Origin of the sequence: Sphingomonas sp. 35-24ZXX (genome assembly GCF_000786215.1) — a bacterium.
Classification (GTDB): Bacteria; Pseudomonadota; Alphaproteobacteria; order Sphingomonadales; family Sphingomonadaceae; genus Blastomonas.
Window position 1 is genome coordinate 1,024,351 of the sequence record NZ_JROG01000004.1, and the last position, 16,011, is coordinate 1,040,361.

13 protein-coding genes are annotated in these 16,011 nt (G+C 63.3%); 9 read left to right on the forward strand and 4 right to left on the reverse strand.

Translation table 11 applies throughout. The features are described 5' to 3' along the window. Positions 1-2 precede the first annotated feature (2 nt). Positions 3-1,406, reverse strand: a complete 1,404-nt coding sequence (locus LI72_RS12970) for a methyl-accepting chemotaxis protein (RefSeq protein WP_033926170.1) — start codon at positions 1,404-1,406, stop codon at positions 3-5. A gap of 400 nt (positions 1,407-1,806) precedes the next feature. Further along, a complete protein-coding gene (locus LI72_RS12975) occupies positions 1,807-3,204 on the reverse strand; it encodes a methyl-accepting chemotaxis protein (RefSeq protein WP_033926171.1) in 1,398 nt (465 codons plus the stop codon). Between the two features lie 630 nt (positions 3,205-3,834). Here LI72_RS12975 and LI72_RS12980 point away from each other — a divergent pair. After that, positions 3,835-5,274 (forward strand): porin, encoded by a 1,440-nt coding sequence (locus tag LI72_RS12980; protein ID WP_052129831.1) that lies wholly within the window; start codon positions 3,835-3,837, stop codon positions 5,272-5,274. A gap of 37 nt (positions 5,275-5,311) precedes the next feature. Here the strand turns inward: LI72_RS12980 and LI72_RS12985 are convergent, their stop codons facing one another. Then, positions 5,312-6,103 carry a citryl-CoA lyase gene (locus LI72_RS12985; protein WP_033926172.1) on the reverse strand — a complete coding sequence of 264 codons (792 nt, stop codon included), beginning with the start codon at positions 6,101-6,103 and terminating at the stop codon, positions 5,312-5,314. 119 nt (positions 6,104-6,222) lie between these two features. Here LI72_RS12985 and LI72_RS12990 point away from each other — a divergent pair, with 119 nt between their 5' ends. The 7 genes from LI72_RS12990 to LI72_RS13020 all read left to right on the forward strand — a co-directional run bounded on the left by LI72_RS12990 (position 6,223) and on the right by LI72_RS13020 (position 13,907). After that, positions 6,223-7,371 (forward strand): CaiB/BaiF CoA transferase family protein, encoded by a 1,149-nt coding sequence (locus tag LI72_RS12990; RefSeq protein ID WP_033926404.1) that lies wholly within the window; start codon positions 6,223-6,225, stop codon positions 7,369-7,371. Between the two features lie 65 nt (positions 7,372-7,436). After that, positions 7,437-8,249, forward strand: a complete 813-nt coding sequence (locus tag LI72_RS12995) for an IclR family transcriptional regulator (protein ID WP_033926173.1) — start codon at positions 7,437-7,439, stop codon at positions 8,247-8,249. A gap of 221 nt (positions 8,250-8,470) precedes the next feature. After that, positions 8,471-10,654 (forward strand): TonB-dependent receptor, encoded by a 2,184-nt coding sequence (locus LI72_RS13000; protein WP_033926174.1) that lies wholly within the window; start codon positions 8,471-8,473, stop codon positions 10,652-10,654. A gap of 24 nt (positions 10,655-10,678) precedes the next feature. Beyond that, positions 10,679-11,281, forward strand: a complete 603-nt coding sequence (wrbA, locus tag LI72_RS13005) for an NAD(P)H:quinone oxidoreductase (RefSeq protein ID WP_033926175.1) — start codon at positions 10,679-10,681, stop codon at positions 11,279-11,281. 44 nt (positions 11,282-11,325) lie between these two features. After that, positions 11,326-11,868, forward strand: a complete 543-nt coding sequence (locus LI72_RS13010) for a VOC family protein (RefSeq protein WP_033926176.1) — start codon at positions 11,326-11,328, stop codon at positions 11,866-11,868. Positions 11,869-11,871: 3 nt separating this feature from the next. After that, positions 11,872-12,750 carry an alpha/beta fold hydrolase gene (locus LI72_RS19100; protein ID WP_052129797.1) on the forward strand — a complete coding sequence of 293 codons (879 nt, stop codon included), beginning with the start codon at positions 11,872-11,874 and terminating at the stop codon, positions 12,748-12,750. Between the two features lie 23 nt (positions 12,751-12,773). After that, on the forward strand, positions 12,774-13,907 hold the full coding sequence (locus LI72_RS13020; RefSeq protein ID WP_033926177.1) for a cobalamin-independent methionine synthase II family protein: 1,134 nt from the start codon (positions 12,774-12,776) through the stop codon (positions 13,905-13,907). A gap of 61 nt (positions 13,908-13,968) precedes the next feature. Here LI72_RS13020 and LI72_RS13025 read toward each other — a convergent pair whose 3' ends face one another. Then, entirely contained in the window at positions 13,969-14,439 is a 471-nt protein-coding gene (locus LI72_RS13025) for a DUF2269 family protein (RefSeq protein ID WP_033926178.1), read from the reverse strand. A gap of 284 nt (positions 14,440-14,723) precedes the next feature. On the opposite strand from LI72_RS13025, the gene LI72_RS13030 reads away from it, so the two are divergent. Then, complete coding sequence (locus LI72_RS13030; protein ID WP_033926179.1) at positions 14,724-15,638, forward strand: cobalamin B12-binding domain-containing protein; 915 nt, start codon at positions 14,724-14,726, stop codon at positions 15,636-15,638. Positions 15,639-16,011 lie beyond the last annotated feature (373 nt).

Here is a 16,011-nt window from a genome sequence, read left to right on the forward strand (position 1 = left end):
GCTCAGAATTCGGACCAATCGTCCTGCGGCTCTTCGGCCTTCAGGGCGAGGTTGCCGGACACCATCGGCATACGGGCCGGGGGCGCACGGCGTGCGGCACGGGCAGGCGCCGGGGCAGCCTTGCTCGTCTGACCAGCGCTGAAGCGCTGGACGACCTGCGAAAGATCGGTCGCTTCCTCAGCCAGGCTGCGCGCAGCGGCGTTCGATTCCTCGACCATCGCCGCGTTCTGCTGGGTCATCTTGTCCATCTCGTTCACCGCCAGATTGACCTGCTGCAGGCGCAGCGCCTGGGTCTGGGTGGACGAGGAAATCTCGGTGATCCGGACATTGATCGCGGCGACGCGGTCGCTGATCTGCAGCAGCACCGATCCGGTCTCGTCGACCAGCGCAACGCCATCAGAAACGCCCGCGGTCGATGCGGTGATCAGTTCCTTGATATCCTTGGCCGCATCGGCCGAACGCTGGGCGAGTGCACGCACCTCGTTGGCGACCACGGCAAAGCCCTTGCCAGCATCGCCAGCGCGTGCAGCCTCGACCCCGGCGTTGAGCGCCAGCAAGTTGGTCTGGAAGGCGATGCCGTCGATGACATCGATGATGTTGGTGATCTGGCCCGAGGATTTCTGGATCGCACCCATCGCGTCGACCGCGCGGCGAACGACCTCTCCACCGTCGGTGGCGGCGGTGTGCGCCTCGGCGACCTGCTTGCCGACTTCGGATGCGTTCTGCGCGGTCTGCTGCACCATGCCGGTAACCTCGCGCATCGCTGCAGCGCTTTCCTCCAGGCTGGCGGCCTGCTGTTCGGTACGCTGTGCCAAGTCACCCGAGGCAGAGCGGATCTCAGACGCGCCGGTCAGCACGTTGTTGGCTGCGGTCGAGGTCTGGGTGAGCAGCTGGTGCAGCTGCCCCATCGTGTCGTTGAAATTGTGGCGCAGCGAATCGTACTCGGCCCCAAACGACTTTTCGATCGCATAGGTGAGATTGCCGGCCTTCATGTGCTGCAGCCCGGTGGTCACTTCGGACACCACCTGGACCAGCGCCGCATCGGTGGTGGTGCGTTCCGCAGAGTTGTCCTTGAACGCCAGCATCGCCTTGGTCATCCGACCCACGCAGTCGCGGTGATCGGTGTAGGCGATCGGGCTGGTCAGGTCGCCGGCGGCGAGCCCTTCCATGCGTTCGACCGTGGACACATAGGGCTTGGTGATGGCGCTCTTGGCAAAGAGCACGACCGCTCCGACGCCAGCCATGGCAACCAGTTCTGCGACCAGCTGTCCCCAGTGAATGCCATTGCCGCCCGTCAGACCGGTGACACCCGCAATCACGGGAATGGCCGTGATCGTCAGCACGACAAGCAGAATGGCATCGAATTTCTTGCGAATGGGAAAGTTGGTCGAGAAGTCTTTGATCATGGTGCCCCCTAGAGGTTGGAAAGCTCCAACCGGCATGGATTGGCCTAAATTAGAATCGATAATCGAAGGTTAACGTCGGCCCTCCGCAAACATACGGGGCCGCTAATTTTCCGTGCGCATTCAAGGTTAAGATCTGGCTGTTTCCGACAGGCATTTTCTGGGGGCCAAGGACCATCCGTCCCGGCGCCGTGTGCCGCGGCAGCACGCAAATAATCTGGTATTTTCAAACGATTGCTTTGGCACCCGCAAGGTGCCGCGAACCTCACGCGACTGGCCTCTGCAGGTCCGTCAGCGCCTTGGGATTGCAAGCCGGGCCCAGGCGATCGGCAACGGGGCAAAGGTTTACGGGCTGCAGTTTTTTTTGAGACCGCAGCCCAAGGACCGGTGCGCCGTTGGCGGTTCAGAATTCGGCCCAATCGTCCTGCGGCTCGTCCATGCGCAAGGCGAGGTTGCCCGACACCATCGGCGCGCGCGCTGCTGGAGCCTGGCGTACCGCGCGGGTGGGCGAGGGGGCAGGCCGCGCCGTCTGGCCGGTGCTGAAGCGCTGGACGACCTGCGAAAGATCGGTCGCCTCTTCCGCCAGGCTGCGCGCGGCGGCGTTCGATTCCTCGACCATCGCGGCGTTCTGCTGCGTCATCTTGTCCATGTCGCCCACGGCCAGATTGACCTGCTGCAGCCGCAGCGCCTGGGATTGGGTGGAGGCAGAGATTTCCGTGATCCGCGCGTTGATCGCTGCGACCCGCTCGCTGATCTGCAGCAGCACCGATCCGGTCTCGTCGACCAGCGCCACGCCATCGGAAACGCCCGCGGTCGATGCGGTGATCAGTTCCTTGATATTCTTGGCGGCATCGGCCGAACGCTGCGCGAGCGCGCGCACTTCGTTGGCGACCACCGCAAAACCCTTGCCGGCATCACCAGCGCGCGCGGCCTCGACCCCGGCGTTGAGCGCGAGCAGGTTGGTCTGGAAGGCAATGCCGTCGATGACGTCGATGATGCTGTTGATCTGGCTCGAAGACTTCTGGATCGCGCCCATGGCACCCACCGCGCGCTGGACGACCTCACCACCGGTCGTGGCAGCGGCATGCGCTTCGCTCATCTGCTTGCCGACTTCGCTGGCATTCTTGGCGGTTTCCTGCACCATGGCAGTGACTTCCTGCATCGCAGCGGCGCTTTCTTCCAGGCTGGCGGCCTGCTGTTCGGTGCGCTGGGCGAGGTCGCTCGAGGCAGAGCGGATTTCGGACGCGCCGGTGAGCACGTTGTTGGCGGCCGAGGCGACCTTGCCGAGCAAGCCGGACAGCTCCGACGTTGCGTCGTTATAGGCATGGCTGATCGCGTTGGCCTTGGTGTCGACATCGGCATCGATAACGATCGCATGTGTCAGGTCGCCATCCTTCAGCCGGTTCAGAGCAGTCGTGACACCTGCGATGATGTCTTCCAACGCCATATCCGCCTTGGCGCGAGCCACTGCATTGTCCTTGAAGATCAGCATCGCCTTGCTCATCCGGCCGACGCAATCGCGGTTGTCGATGTAGGGCAGGGGGCTGGTCATGTCGCCGGTGGCAAGGCCTTCCATCCTGACCACGGTGTTGACATAGGGATCGCAGATCAGCTTCTTCGCAGCCATCAGAAGACCGGCCACGGCGACGGGAACAGCCACTTCGATCACGATGGCAGCGATGCCACCACCCCATCCCAACAGGCTGATTGCCAGGGGGGCAAGCGCCACGGCCACCAGGACCCCGATGATGATGTCGAACTTCTGTCTGATCGGAGCATGTAAGGCAAAGTGTGAGATCATTGTCTTCTCCCCGCACGAGATAGTGCTGTCCCGGACACTGCTCGTAACAGCGATTGAATAAGCGAACGTTAATTCCATAGGGTCGATTCATTCACCCAACCCCTGAACGATCCCCCCTATTTGGGGGATGGGGGGCAGCCGCATCAGGGCTGCGCCAAGCGATATGCGGGTGAGAGTTGCCCCTTGCCTTTCTCCCTGAAAACACGAGGTCAAAGTCTTAGATTTCTGCCGATTTCTGGCATCTTGGGGGCTGTAGCGTACGGGTTCTGGCCCGCATGCAATCCGTTAACAAAGTGTTGCTTGGTGACTTCAAGTGGTTAACGGCCATGAGGAAAATGCATTTTGCCGATGCGCAAGGTGCATGTCGCGCCGTCCCTGCCGCAGACTTGCGATGGTCGGATAGATTCTGCCGCCCTGTCAGGAAGCGTTTAAACGGTGTCACGCGAGAGTCAGATAATGCCGGTCGCGATGTCACATAACTGACATGAAACTGACATAAAGGCCTGGCTCGGCTCGCCCGTATTGGCTGGGCTACCACCATAGGCGTCTGTTTTCATGTCGATTGCCCTGGGGATCGTCCCGGCCCCTCTCGCTGCACTGGTGCTGATTGCAGGTGCAGCCGGTCCTGCAATGGGCAACCCGACCGCAGCCGTAGCACCGAGCGCGGACGAGCAGGCGCGCACCATTGCCGACCTTCAGCGGCAGATCGATGAGCTGAAGGCGATGGTCAAGGATCTCCAGGCTGCGCAGTTGGCGACGGCGCCTCCGGTCGCACCGTCGGCCCCCGCGCAGGTGGCGGTCACATCGGAAACCGCCGCGGCTTCATCGCCGCCCCGGGTGTCCCCGGTCCAGCCGACGCCGGCCGCGCCGCAGCTGGCTTCCCAAAGCGGCGCAGCGCCGCCGACGACCGCCGCGCGCAAGGGCATGCCGTGGTATGAGAAGCTCAGCCTACGCGGCTACACGCAGATGCGGATGAACCAGATCGTGTCGGGCGATGCGACTGCTCCTGCCGGTGTGTCCCGGCTGCGCACGATTGGCGATGGCGACGTTCGCGATGACGGAACGTTCAGCTTCCGCCGGGTGCGTCTGGTGCTGCAGGGTGATGTCAGCGACTATCTGTCGCTTTACTTCCAGCCGGATTTCGCGGTTGCGGTGTCCAACCAGTCTGCCGGTGAGCGGCGCGAGGGCTTTGCCCAGCTGCGCGATGCCTATGCCGATGTGTTTCCCACCGGCGACAAGAGCTTTCGCATCCGGCTGGGCCAGTCCAAGGTGCCTTATGGCTGGGAGAACATGCAGTCCTCGTCCAATCGGCTTGCGCTGGACCGTACCGACGGCATCAACAGCGCGGCCCCGGGGGAACGCGACTTGGGCATCGTCGCCTATTACACGCCGACGCAGGTGCAGAAGGTCTGGGACCGGCTGGCGGCCGACGGCCAGAAGCTGTTCGGCAATTATGGCGCCTTTGGTCTGGGCGTGTTCAACGGGCAGGGGCTGAATCGCACCGAGGCGAATGGCAGCGTCATGACCGTGGGACTTGCCACCTGGCCGTTCGAACTCGACGCGCTGGGTCTGGATGGTCAGGTGCTGGAACTGGGCGGCTCGTTCATGCGCAACCGGATCAGCCCGGAACTGCGCACCGGCGGGATCAGCCCGGTCGGGTTCAAGGACAATCGCATCGGCGTCCACGCCATTCTCTATCCCCAGCCGTTCGGTCTGCAGGCCGAGTGGAACTGGGGCAGGGGCCCCGAATTCGATCCCGTGTCCCGCCAGATCGTTGAGCGACCGCTCCGCGGCGGCTATGTCGAGGCGATGGCCCGCGTGCGTCAGTCCCCAATCGGGCCGTTCTATCCCTTTGCCCGCTGGCAATATTATCGCGGTGGCTTCAAGGGCGCGATCAACGCGCCGCGGCTGGAGACCGAAGAACTCGAACTGGGGTTCGAGTTCCTGCCTACGCCCGCGTTGGAGCTCACCGTCACCTATGGCTGGGCGTCGCGCCGCGAGGCCGACGAGCGGCGCTTCGGCCAGGCCGAGGGTGAGTTGCTGCGCGTACAGGCGCAGTGGAATTACTGAACGGCAACCGGCGCGACGCTGATACAGGCCTGCAGCATCAGGCCGCGGTCTCTCCATCATATTCGATGGCTGCAGCGGCCGCGCCCGAGAGGATGAAGCCGATCGGCCGATCGCGCTCTTCCTGCAAATGGCCGATCAGGCTGGCGGTGCGGGCCAGCAGCGAAATACCCTTGAGCGCGCCGACCGGGAAGCCGACGTCCAGCATCACCGCCGGGATCGCGCCATTGACGTTGATCGGCAGCGGGCGGCCGATCGTCTCGGGCAGGCAATCGCGCAGGGCATAAAGCATGCCGATATGCTTGCCGACGATGCCGTGCTGCTGCGCCATGTCGAGCAGCAGCAGCGCGCGCGGATCGCCCGCCGAATGCTGCGGATGGCCAAAGCCGGGGATGGCCTGCTTGGTTGCGCGCAGCGTCCGGACGCCTTCGGCAGCAATGTCGGCGGCCGACCTGCCGCTGTTCTCGACCTGATCGACCAGATCGGCATAGAAGCGGCCTGCCACTTCGGCGCTTCCCAGCACCACTGATCCGCAACCCAGCAGCCCTGCGGCCACCGCGCCATGGAACGCTTCGGGCGCTGCAGCATAGGTCATCCGCGCAGCGACAACGCTGGGCACCAGGCCATGTTCGGCAATCGCGGCGAGCACGGCATTGGCGAAGAACTTCTGCACGTCGGTGGGCTCGCTCCCGGTGACGAGCAGCCAGAAATAGCTGGTGAAGTCCATCTTGCCGATGATGTCACCGCACAGGTCCTTGCCGCGCACCGTGATGCTGTCCGCATCGGACGTGCAGATCGAGGTGAAGGGGGCGTCCTGTTTGCCGATGCGCATGAATTGGCTCCTCTCGCTCGCGCAGGGTGACGGTCACCCGCCCCGCGCCAATATTTCGATTTACGAAGTTGATTTCGTATATCGAATTTTCTATGGGTGGACATCAGGGAGATGTCAATATGGCCAAGCCGCTCGCAAACGTCACCGTGCTCGAGATGGGCACGTTCATCACCGGGCCTGCCGCAGGAATGATGCTTGCCGATCTGGGCGCCGATGTCATCAAGGTCGAACGGCCCGATGGCGGCGATCCGTTCCGGGCGTTTCGTGGCGGCCTCTACAGCCCGCATTTCCAGACCTACAACCGCAACAAGCGCTCGATCACGCTCGATACGCGCGGCGGGCCCAATCTTGACGCGTTCGACGCGATGGTCGCCAAGGCCGATGTGTTCATCCAGAATTTCCGGCCCGGCGTGGCGGACAAGCTCAATGTCGATCCCGAGCGGCTGCGCGCGATCAATCCGCGGCTGATCTATCTGTCGATTTCGGGCTTCGGAGCGACGGGCCCCGATCGCGATCGCCCCGCGTTCGACACCGTGGCGCAGGCCGCCAGTGGTTTTCTGCGTCTGCTAGTCAACCCGGCCAATCCGCGCGTGGTCGGCCCCGCGCTGGCCGATGCGGTGACCGGTTTCTATGGTGCCTATGGCATCCTGGCTGCGCTGCACGAGCGTGCCAGCACCGGCAAGGGGCGGCTGGTCGAAGTCTCGATGTTCGAGGCAATGGCGCATTTCAACCTCGACGATTTCACGCACTATTTCTCCGATAATCAGGTGATGGGTCCCTATAGTCGGCCCAATGTCTCGCAATCCTACGTCTTCCAGTGCCAGGGCGGAGATTGGCTAGCGCTGCATATGTCCTCGCCGCCCAAGTTCTGGGAAAACCTGGCGACTGCGGTCGGCCAGCCGGATATGCTGGAGCGCCCTGAGTTCGCCAGCCGTGACGCGCGCATTGCAAATTACGAAAAGGTGGCAAGCTTTCTCGGACCGATCTTCGCGACCCGCTCGCGTGCTGATTGGTGCGCAACGCTGGAGCAACTGGAAGTGCCGCACTCGCCTGTCTACAGCGCGCCCGAGGTGGTCGCGACGCCTCAGGCGCAACATCTCGGCCTGACGGTCGAAGACCCCGCCGGGCCGCATGGGCTGTTCCGCACCATTCGTTCGCCGGTCAGCTTCGACGGCCAACGCGCCACCACCGTGACCGCGCCTCCGGTGCTGGGGCAACACAATGACGAGATCCTGGGCGTGCCCGACGCATCTGCGGCGGCGGAGTGAGCACGCTGTCGGTACCTGTGACCATCACCTTGCCTGCGCCGGTCCAAGGGGCTAGCGCAGAACCCATGGAAGAAGCGCCCAAGCCCGGCAAGGACAGCGAGTACCTGTCGACCCTCGAACGCGGCCTCAAGGTATTGCGCGCGTTCGACGCGACGCATCCCGAGATGCAGCTGAGCGAGGTTGCGCAGGTGACGGGACTGAGCCCGGCGGTGGCGCGGCGCTGTCTCAATACCCTGGTGCAGCTGGGCTATGTCGCGCAGTTCGGCCGCAAGTTCCTGCTGCGCCCCGAGGTGCTGTCGTTCGGCACCGCCTATCTGTCGTCGATGAATGTCGAGCAGGTGATCCTGCCGCCGCTGCAGAAATTGCGCGACGATACCGGCGACAGCTCTTCGATGGCGGTGCTTTCGGGAACCGATATCCTCTATGTCGCGCATGTCTCGACCAATCGGCGGATCCGGCTGGGCGCGAATGTCGGCACGCGCTTTCCGGTGCATGCAACTTCGCTGGGCAAGGTGCTGCTGGCGTTCCAGCCTGCACCGGTGATCGCGCAGTATATGGCGAGCGTCACGTTGCAACGCTTTACCGAACGCACGCTGACCAGCGCCGATGCGTTGGAGCAGCGGCTTCAGAGTGCGCGCGAGACAGGCTATGATTCGGCGCTCGACGAGCTCGATTACGGCATCGTGTCGGTCGCTGTTCCGGTGTTCGATGCCAATCGCAATGCGATCGCGTCGATCAACTGCTCGACCTCGACCACCCGTATTTCGCAGGACGAACTCGTCCGCACCCGTCTGCCGATGCTGCGCGAAGCCGCAGCCGAAATCGGCAATTCGCTGCAGCGTTGGCCCACGCTGCTGCATTCGCTCCAGCAGAACTGACCCCGCGCGCCGCAGGGCGTGTCCTCTGTGCAGAGGCTAGCCTGCCAGGCCGCGCGCCTGCGCCGGGTGTGCGCCTTCGCAAAGTGTATCAAAACTTCGCATATCGAACTTGACTTCGTAATTCGAAAAATTTACCTCTCCTTCATAACCTGCCCGCGAAGCCTGACCCGGCTTGGTTCATATGCGGCGGGACGTCACAGGATGAGGGGGAGCAGGTTCATATGGCCGCTATTTGGAACAAGGTGCTTCTGGCAGGTTCGGCATCGGCGCTCGCGCTGATCAGCACTGCGCCGGCATTTGCGCAGGATCAGGCAGCAGACGGTGCAGCGCCCGGCGAAATCGTCGTGACGGCGCTCCGCCGCGATACCAATTTGCAGGATACGCCCGCCGCGATCACCGCGTTCAACGCGGAATCGATCGAGAATGCCGGGATCGACAAGGCGGCCGATTTCATCGGTCTGACCTCGAACGTGCAGCTCATCGAGACGCAGAACGCGGGCAACGCCTTCGTCATCATCCGCGGCATCACCCAGAACCGCAATTCCGAGCCTTCGGTCGCCGTGGTGGTGGATGGCGTGCAGCAGGTCAACGCGGCCCAGTTCAGCCAGGAACTGTTCGATATCGAGCAGATCGAAATCCTCAAGGGCCCGCAGGGCGGTCTGTACGGACGCAATGCCATCGGCGGCGCTATCATCATCAATACCAAGCAGCCGTCGGACACGCTCGAGGGCAGGGTGTTCGCCGGGATCGACAACGGCTTCGGCTACACGCTGCGTGCCGGCATTTCCGGGCCGATCAGCGACACGCTCAAGTTCCGCATTTCGGGTTCGTACCGCGACACCGAAGGCTATATCCCCAACACCTTCCTGGGCGAGGACGCCGATCCGCTCGAGGATATCTCGCTGCGCGGCAAGCTGCTGTGGACCCCGACCGACGAACTGACCGTCGATCTGCGCGCGTCGATGTCGCTGCTGCGCACTCAGGCGCTCTATTACAACATCGTCGCCGATGTGAACGACACCAGCCTGCCGGTGCGCGTCAACAATGCCGGTCAGAACGACCGCGACATCTACAACGTCTCTGCCAAGATCGATTACAAGGCGGACTGGGGCTCGATCACCTCTGTCACCTCGTACGATACGCTGTCGGAAATCCTGACCGGTGACGCGTTCAACTTCCTGCCGATCCGGGAATCCTTGTTCTTCGCGATCCTCGGCTTTGACCTCAATCAGAGCCAGTTCCTCGACGTCGAGGCGATCAGCCAGGATCTGCGCATCCAGTCGGCCGATGGCGAAAAGTTCAACTGGTCGGTCGGCGGCTATTTCATCGACACCAACCGCTATATCTCGACCGGCAACATGGTCGATACCGGCAACGGCGTGTTCCCGGTGTTCCGCACCCCCAGCACCAATGCGCTCAACCCGCAGGCGACGTTCCTCGCGGATTCGCAAAGCAACTTCGCCTGGGCCGGCTATATCAACCTGGGTTACGAGTTCTCCGAAGCGTTCCGCGTCGATGCCTCGCTGCGCTACGACAAGGATCGCCGCCGCAACCGCACGCTGACCCCGACCGCCTTCATCCCCGTTGTCCCGGGCTTCCCCACCGGCCGCACTGGCGAAGTGCGCCGCGAGACGTTTGACGAATGGCAGCCCAAGGTCACCTTGACCTACAAGCCGGTCGACAATGTCACGATCTACGGCGGTTACAGCCGTGGCTTCCGTTCGGGCGGGTTCAACCAGACGGGCGTCGGCACAGTCGCTGCCGGCACCGGCGTGGTCGGCGTTGCGGATATCTATGAGGCCGAGGTCGCCGACACGTTCGAACTGGGCGTCAAGACCACCTTGTTCGACCGGATGCTGACGCTGAATGCCAGCGCCTACACCACCAAGTCGGAAAACGGCTATTTCTTCGTCTTCCTCGCCGCAAACTCGACGCAGAACCTGGGCAATGTGCCCGAGGTTCGGCTGCAGGGCTTCGAGATCGACGGCACGCTGCGTCCGACCCAGGGCTGGGACATCAACTTCGGCCTCGGCGTGACCTATAGCGAGATCAAGGAGTTCCCCGACCCCACCGTGATCGGCAATGAAGCGCCGTTCATCTCGCGCTACACGATCAACCTGGGCACCCAGTACGAAAGCAACCTGGGCAACAGCGACCTCAAGGGCCGCATCCGCGTTGACTATAACCGTACCGGCAAGACCTGGTTCGATGTCCCCAACTCGACTGTCCGGCGTCCGGTGGACCTCGTCAACGCGCGTCTGACGCTCGATGGCGGCGCATGGTCGCTGACCGGCTTTGCCGACAACCTGTTCAACAAGCGCTACAATGCCGAGTTTTCGCCCGGCGGCTTCGTGTTCAAGGGCCGCCCGCGCGTCTTCGGTCTCGAGGTGCTCTACAAGTTTTGATCCTCGCATAACGGGAAACCCACAGTGGCACGCATCCTCATCCTCTATTATTCGGGCTATGGTCACACCGAGGTGATGTCCAAGGCCGTGGCCGATGGCGTCAACGCGGTCGATGGCTGCGAAGCGGTGGTCAAGCGCGTGCCCGAACTAGTATCGGATGAGGTTGCTGCCGCCGCGCACATGAAGCTCGATCAGGACGCGCCCTTTGCCAGCCCCGAGGAACTCGCCGATTATGATGGCATCATCTTCGGCACGCCCACCCGGTTCGGCAACATGGCCGCGCAGATGCGCAACTTTCTCGATCAGACCGGCGGTCTGTGGGCCAGGGGCGCGCTGATCGGCAAGCCGGGCAGCGTGTTCGTTTCCACCGCCAGCCAGCATGGCGGGCAGGAAACGACGATCACCTCGTTCCACACTAGCTTGCTGCACCATGGCATGATCGTCATCGGCCTGCCGTACAGCTTTGCCGGCAACACCATCATGTCCGAAATCAGCGGCGGCACGCCTTATGGCGCGAGCACGATCGCAGGTGGCGACGGATCGCGTATGCCGTCGGAAAATGAGCTTGCAGGCGCCCGTTTCCAGGGCGAGCATGTGGCACGCATCACGCTGAAGCTCGCCGCCTGACGGCAGGTTTTATCGGCTGCGTGAGAGATATCGAGGAGGATGCGATGACCGCACTTGTCAACCGTTTGCACCACACTGCCTATACCACCCGCGACCTGGAGGCGACCCGCGCCTTTTACGAAGACGTGCTCGGCTTCCCGCTGGTCGCGACCTATTGCGAGAAGGACGAGCTGTTCGGCAAGGAGCGCACCTATTGCCACTGCTTCTTCGCGATGAAGGACGGCAGCGCGCTGGCCTTCTTCCAGTTCGCCAACGAAGACGACCAGGCCGAATTCAGCCCGCCGATCCCGGAATCACCGTTCCACCACATCGCGCTGCATGTCGACCAGTCGGCGCAGGAAGAGCTCGAGCGCCGGATCGCGGCTGCCGGGATCACCGAGCCGCAGACCTATATTCTCGAGCATGGCTATTGCCGGTCGGTCTATGTGAAGGACCCCAATGGCATGATCATCGAGTTCACCTGCGATGCCCCCGAAGCGCTGGCGATCGAGGGCGAAGTGCGCGCCAAGGCCCGCACCGAACTCGCGCGCTGGTTGGCCGGCGATCACAGCAACAACAACACCTTCCGCAGCGCGGAAGCGGCTTGATTCATGGCGGGCCCGGTTGGCAGGCTGGGCGACGCACAGGAAAGGACGCCGCCCGCTGCCGTACTGGGCGGCGAGGCATTCTGGCTTGATGTCGGCGATGGCCTGATCGCGGTCGAAAAGCTCGGGCGGGGGCCTGCGGTCGTGCTGCTGCACGGCTGGACGCTGGACCGGCGGATGTGGGCGCTGCAAACGCGCGCTCTGGCCGACCGGTTTACCTTCATCGCGCTCGACCGGCGCGGCTTTGGCCAGTCCACTGCGCCAGCCGATCGCGCGCGCGAGGTTGACGACCTTGCCAGCCTTGCGGATCGCCTGGAGCTTGCGAGCTTCCATCTGGTCAGCATGTCGCAGGCCGGAGCGACCGCGATCGCCTTTGCGCAGCAGCACCGCGACCGTGTGGCGACGCTGGTGCTGCAGGGCATCTCCATCGCTGGGATCGCCGATCATTCGAACGCATCCGATCGCATACCTCTGGATGATTATGCGGCGATGGTGCGGGGTGGTCGGCTTGACGAGATGAAGCGCCACTGGGCAGGGCACGCGCTGATGGCGGGCCTGTCGGGCGAGGGGGCCACGATAGGCGCTGCCATGCTGGCCGACTATGATGGCAGCGATCTGCTGGATGGACCTGCCGGCCCCTCGGCGAGGCTCGATCATGTCGCCGCCTTGATGATGCCGGTGCTCGCGATCACTGGCGATGCCGATACCTCCTGGCGCCGCAGCGTCACCCAGGCCGTGGCGCGCAGCGCGCCGCTCGGCCAGGCGCGGTTCGTGCGCGAAGGTGGGCACCTGTGCAACCTGTCGCATCCGATCGAATTCAACGCCGTTCTCTCGGCATTTCTCAGCCGGCCGTTGCTGCCGGTCCCCGATGCCGTGAATGATTGACCTTGCAATGGAGTATCCCACCGATGGCCGCGCCTGACCGTTTTCTGACCACCCATGTCGGCAGCCTGCCGCGCCCTGAAGCCCTGCTGGACCTCGTCTTCGCGCGCGAAGGCGGCGAGCAGGTTTCCGAAGAGGCGTTTGATGCCGCTGTCGAGGCCGCGACCGCCTATGTCATCCGGCGGCAGATCGAGGCGGGAGTCAGCGTCGTCAACGATGGCGAGCAGTCCAAGCCCAGCTATGCCACCTACATCAAGCATCGCCTCTCCGGCTTCGGCGGCGAGGCGGGCCAGTATGAATTTGCCGATCTCGAGGCCTTCCCCGGCGCCAAGGCGCAGGTGTTCGGCAACAAGGGCCGCGCCCGACGCACGGCGCCTGCCTGCACCGCGCCGATCACCGTGGTCGACATGGAAGCGCCGCGGATCGATGCCGAACGCTTGCAGCGGCTCGCCAATGGCCATGCCACCTTCATGTCGGCGGCATCGCCGGGCGTCACCGCGCTGTTCTTCCCCAACCAGTTTTATGCCAGCGACGAGGACTATGTCTTCGCGCTCGCCGAGGGGCTGCGCCACGAATACGAGACGATCGCGGCTGCCGGAATCACCCTGCAGGTCGATTGCCCGGATCTCGCCATGGGCCGCCACGTGCAGTTTACCGATCTCAGCCTCGAGGATTTCCGCAAGCGCATCGGGATGAACGTCGCCGCGCTCAACCATGCGCTGCAGAATATCCCTTCCGAACAGCTGCGCATGCACCTGTGCTGGGGCAACTATCCCGGCCCGCACCACTGCGATGTCGCGCTCGACGAGATCGCCGACATCATCTGGACTGCCAAGCCGCAGACCGTGCTGCTTGAAGGCGCCAACCCGCGCCATGCGCATGAGTTCGCGTTCTTCGAGAAGAACCCGCTGCCCGAAGGCAAGATCCTGTGCCCCGGCATGATCGAACCACAGAGCCCCTATATCGAGCATCCCGAACTGATCGCGCAGCGCATCGGCCGTTATGCCGATCTGCTGGGGCGCGAACGCGTGATGGCGGGCGTCGACTGCGGCTTCTCCGTGCATGCGGGCAGCAACAGCCTCGACCCCGAGATCGTCTGGGCCAAGCTGGCGGCGCTGTCGGAAGGTGCCCGCCTGGCGAGCGAAAAATACTGGCCCTAAGCGCTTCGTCCGGCCTCCGGTCCCGATGGGGCCGGGGGCAGGCATCAAGCCGATGCGGGGGTCAGCCCGGCTTCTCGATCATGAAATACAGTGCCGAAATGAGCGGCACCGTCGCGATGAGGCCCCAGATCAGCCACAGCCGCGCCAGGCGGCGATACTCTTCGGGGACTTCCGCCGCGCCGGCAAAGGCATGCGCCATACGCGCCTGCTTGACCTGGATCGGGATCAGCAGCCCCAGCCAGATGATCCCGGCGGCAATGAACGACAGCTGGCTCCACAACAGCCAGGCAGGACCGGGGAAGTCATAGCGCGCCTCGTACATCGCGCCATAGCCGCCGACGATCGTCAGGACGATCCCGGGCACGGTCAGCCCGAAATCGGTGCCGGTGACCATGCGTTGGCCGAACGACACGATCGAGGCATTGCGGGTGCGGTCGGCAAACACCTTCCACACCGCGGTCGCGGTGATGTTGCCCAGCAACAGGATGATGCCCAGGATGTGCGCGAATTTGTAGAGAGTGAAAGCGGTCACGGGTGGTTCCGAAAGTCGAGAATGGCCATTGTCTTCAGGACCCTTGGTAGCGTCCGCTCGATGGGTTTGTCTGCGCTTTATTTCGGGGGCCGAAAAACAGCGACCGGCGTACCCGAACGAGTCGCGTTTTTCGGCGGGGACAGGCATCGGCAGCGACAACTGCCGGGATGCGTGACGGTTGATCGCAAAAGCCGTGGCGTGGCCATTAAAGGCTCGACACAGCTGGCGCTTTATGATGTTTTCCCCGCACTGATTGCGGCGCATCGAAGACACGGGAGAATCCTATGGGAAGAGCCGCAGCAGCCGCGATCCCTGCGATTGATCGTCAGAGCCTCCAGCAGCTGGAAACCCATTTCATTGCGCCCGAGATCTACCGGCGCGACGATCTTGCGGTGCGGCAGGGCAGGCTTGCCCAGCTGATCTCCAGCCGAGTCATTCCCCAGCTGCTGCGCCTGCATGGCGACGTGCTGCCGGATGCGCCATCGGTGGAAGTGCTGGTAGAGGCACTCGCACCCGACAGCGCCGATATCACCGGTCTCGCCGACATCATCCTGGGAAGCGATCTTGAGGCCGCCGTCAGCTATGTGACCGTATTGCGCGAACGCGGACTGTCGATGGACAGCCTGTTCATCGAACTGCTCGAACCCACCGCACGCCATCTGGGGGAGATGTGGGATCATGACGAATGTGATTTCGTCGATGTGACCCTCGGCGTGGCCCGGCTGCAGAAGCTGCTCGCCGCGTTCAACAATTCGCATACCGAGCCCGCGCTGGACAGCCGGCGGGCCGTGCTGATGGCGATGACGCCAGGAGACCAGCACTTTTTCGGTGTGACCATGGTCGAACGGTTCCTGCTCGCATCGGGCTGGAAGGTTCAGACGGAAACGTCAGCGACCATGCAGGAGATTGCCAATGCGGCCCAGGGGCGCTGGTTTGCGGTGGCGGGGCTGACCGCGGGTTCTACCGAAATGATGGAGCCGCTGGCCGCAACGATCAGGCTGATCCGGCAGACCTCTGCCAACCCGCGGATCGGTATCATGGTGGGCGGACCTTTGTTCACGGCGAATCCGGCGGTGGCGCTGGAGGTGGGGGCAGACGAAACGGCGTCGAACGCGCCGGCTGCCGTGCTGGTGGCGCAGAAGCTGTTCGATGTCGCGATTGTCCAGCGCGAGCGTGCAGACGAACGCGGCACGCACTGAACGCCCGCACTGAATGGCGGCAACGCCCGGTTTGCCGCGGTAACCCGATCAAAAAATGACAAATCGGCAGAATCTGAAAAAAAGGGTTTGACCCGAATCGGAGTGCTCCATATATGCCCCTTCACCGGACGGGACGCGGCGCCAACGCATCGCACTTTCGCCGGTCGCCAACATAGACGGACACCAAGTCCCCCGGTTCGAAGATCGGGGCACACTGGTTGTCCGCTACTTTTGTCGGTGGTGACTTCGGTTGCGGCTCTTTGACATTGTGATTTAAGATGAAGGGACATGTGGGCGACGGCGCCCGGTTCTGAGGAGTTCAAGGCCTCAGGTACCGGTTTGCATTAAGTCGTTCCTATATGTCCTTCACGTA

What these genes read in the sequence shown, in the direction of transcription:
- LI72_RS12970 (WP_033926170.1), bottom strand. Translation starts at nt 1,406, where the DNA reads ATGATCAAAGACTTCTCGACCAACTTTCCCATTCGCAAGAAATTCGAT.
- LI72_RS12975 (WP_033926171.1), bottom strand. Translation starts at nt 3,204, where the DNA reads ATGATCTCACACTTTGCCTTACATGCTCCGATCAGACAGAAGTTCGAC.
- LI72_RS12980 (WP_052129831.1), top strand. Translation starts at nt 3,835, where the DNA reads ATGGGCAACCCGACCGCAGCCGTAGCACCGAGCGCGGACGAGCAGGCG.
- LI72_RS12985 (WP_033926172.1), bottom strand. Translation starts at nt 6,103, where the DNA reads ATGCGCATCGGCAAACAGGACGCCCCCTTCACCTCGATCTGCACGTCC.
- LI72_RS12990 (WP_033926404.1), top strand. Translation starts at nt 6,223, where the DNA reads ATGGCCAAGCCGCTCGCAAACGTCACCGTGCTCGAGATGGGCACGTTC.
- LI72_RS12995 (WP_033926173.1), top strand. Translation starts at nt 7,437, where the DNA reads ATGGAAGAAGCGCCCAAGCCCGGCAAGGACAGCGAGTACCTGTCGACC.
- LI72_RS13000 (WP_033926174.1), top strand. Translation starts at nt 8,471, where the DNA reads ATGGCCGCTATTTGGAACAAGGTGCTTCTGGCAGGTTCGGCATCGGCG.
- LI72_RS13010 (WP_033926176.1), top strand. Translation starts at nt 11,326, where the DNA reads ATGACCGCACTTGTCAACCGTTTGCACCACACTGCCTATACCACCCGC.
- LI72_RS19100 (WP_052129797.1), top strand. Translation starts at nt 11,872, where the DNA reads ATGGCGGGCCCGGTTGGCAGGCTGGGCGACGCACAGGAAAGGACGCCG.
- LI72_RS13020 (WP_033926177.1), top strand. Translation starts at nt 12,774, where the DNA reads ATGGCCGCGCCTGACCGTTTTCTGACCACCCATGTCGGCAGCCTGCCG.
- LI72_RS13030 (WP_033926179.1), top strand. Translation starts at nt 14,724, where the DNA reads ATGGGAAGAGCCGCAGCAGCCGCGATCCCTGCGATTGATCGTCAGAGC.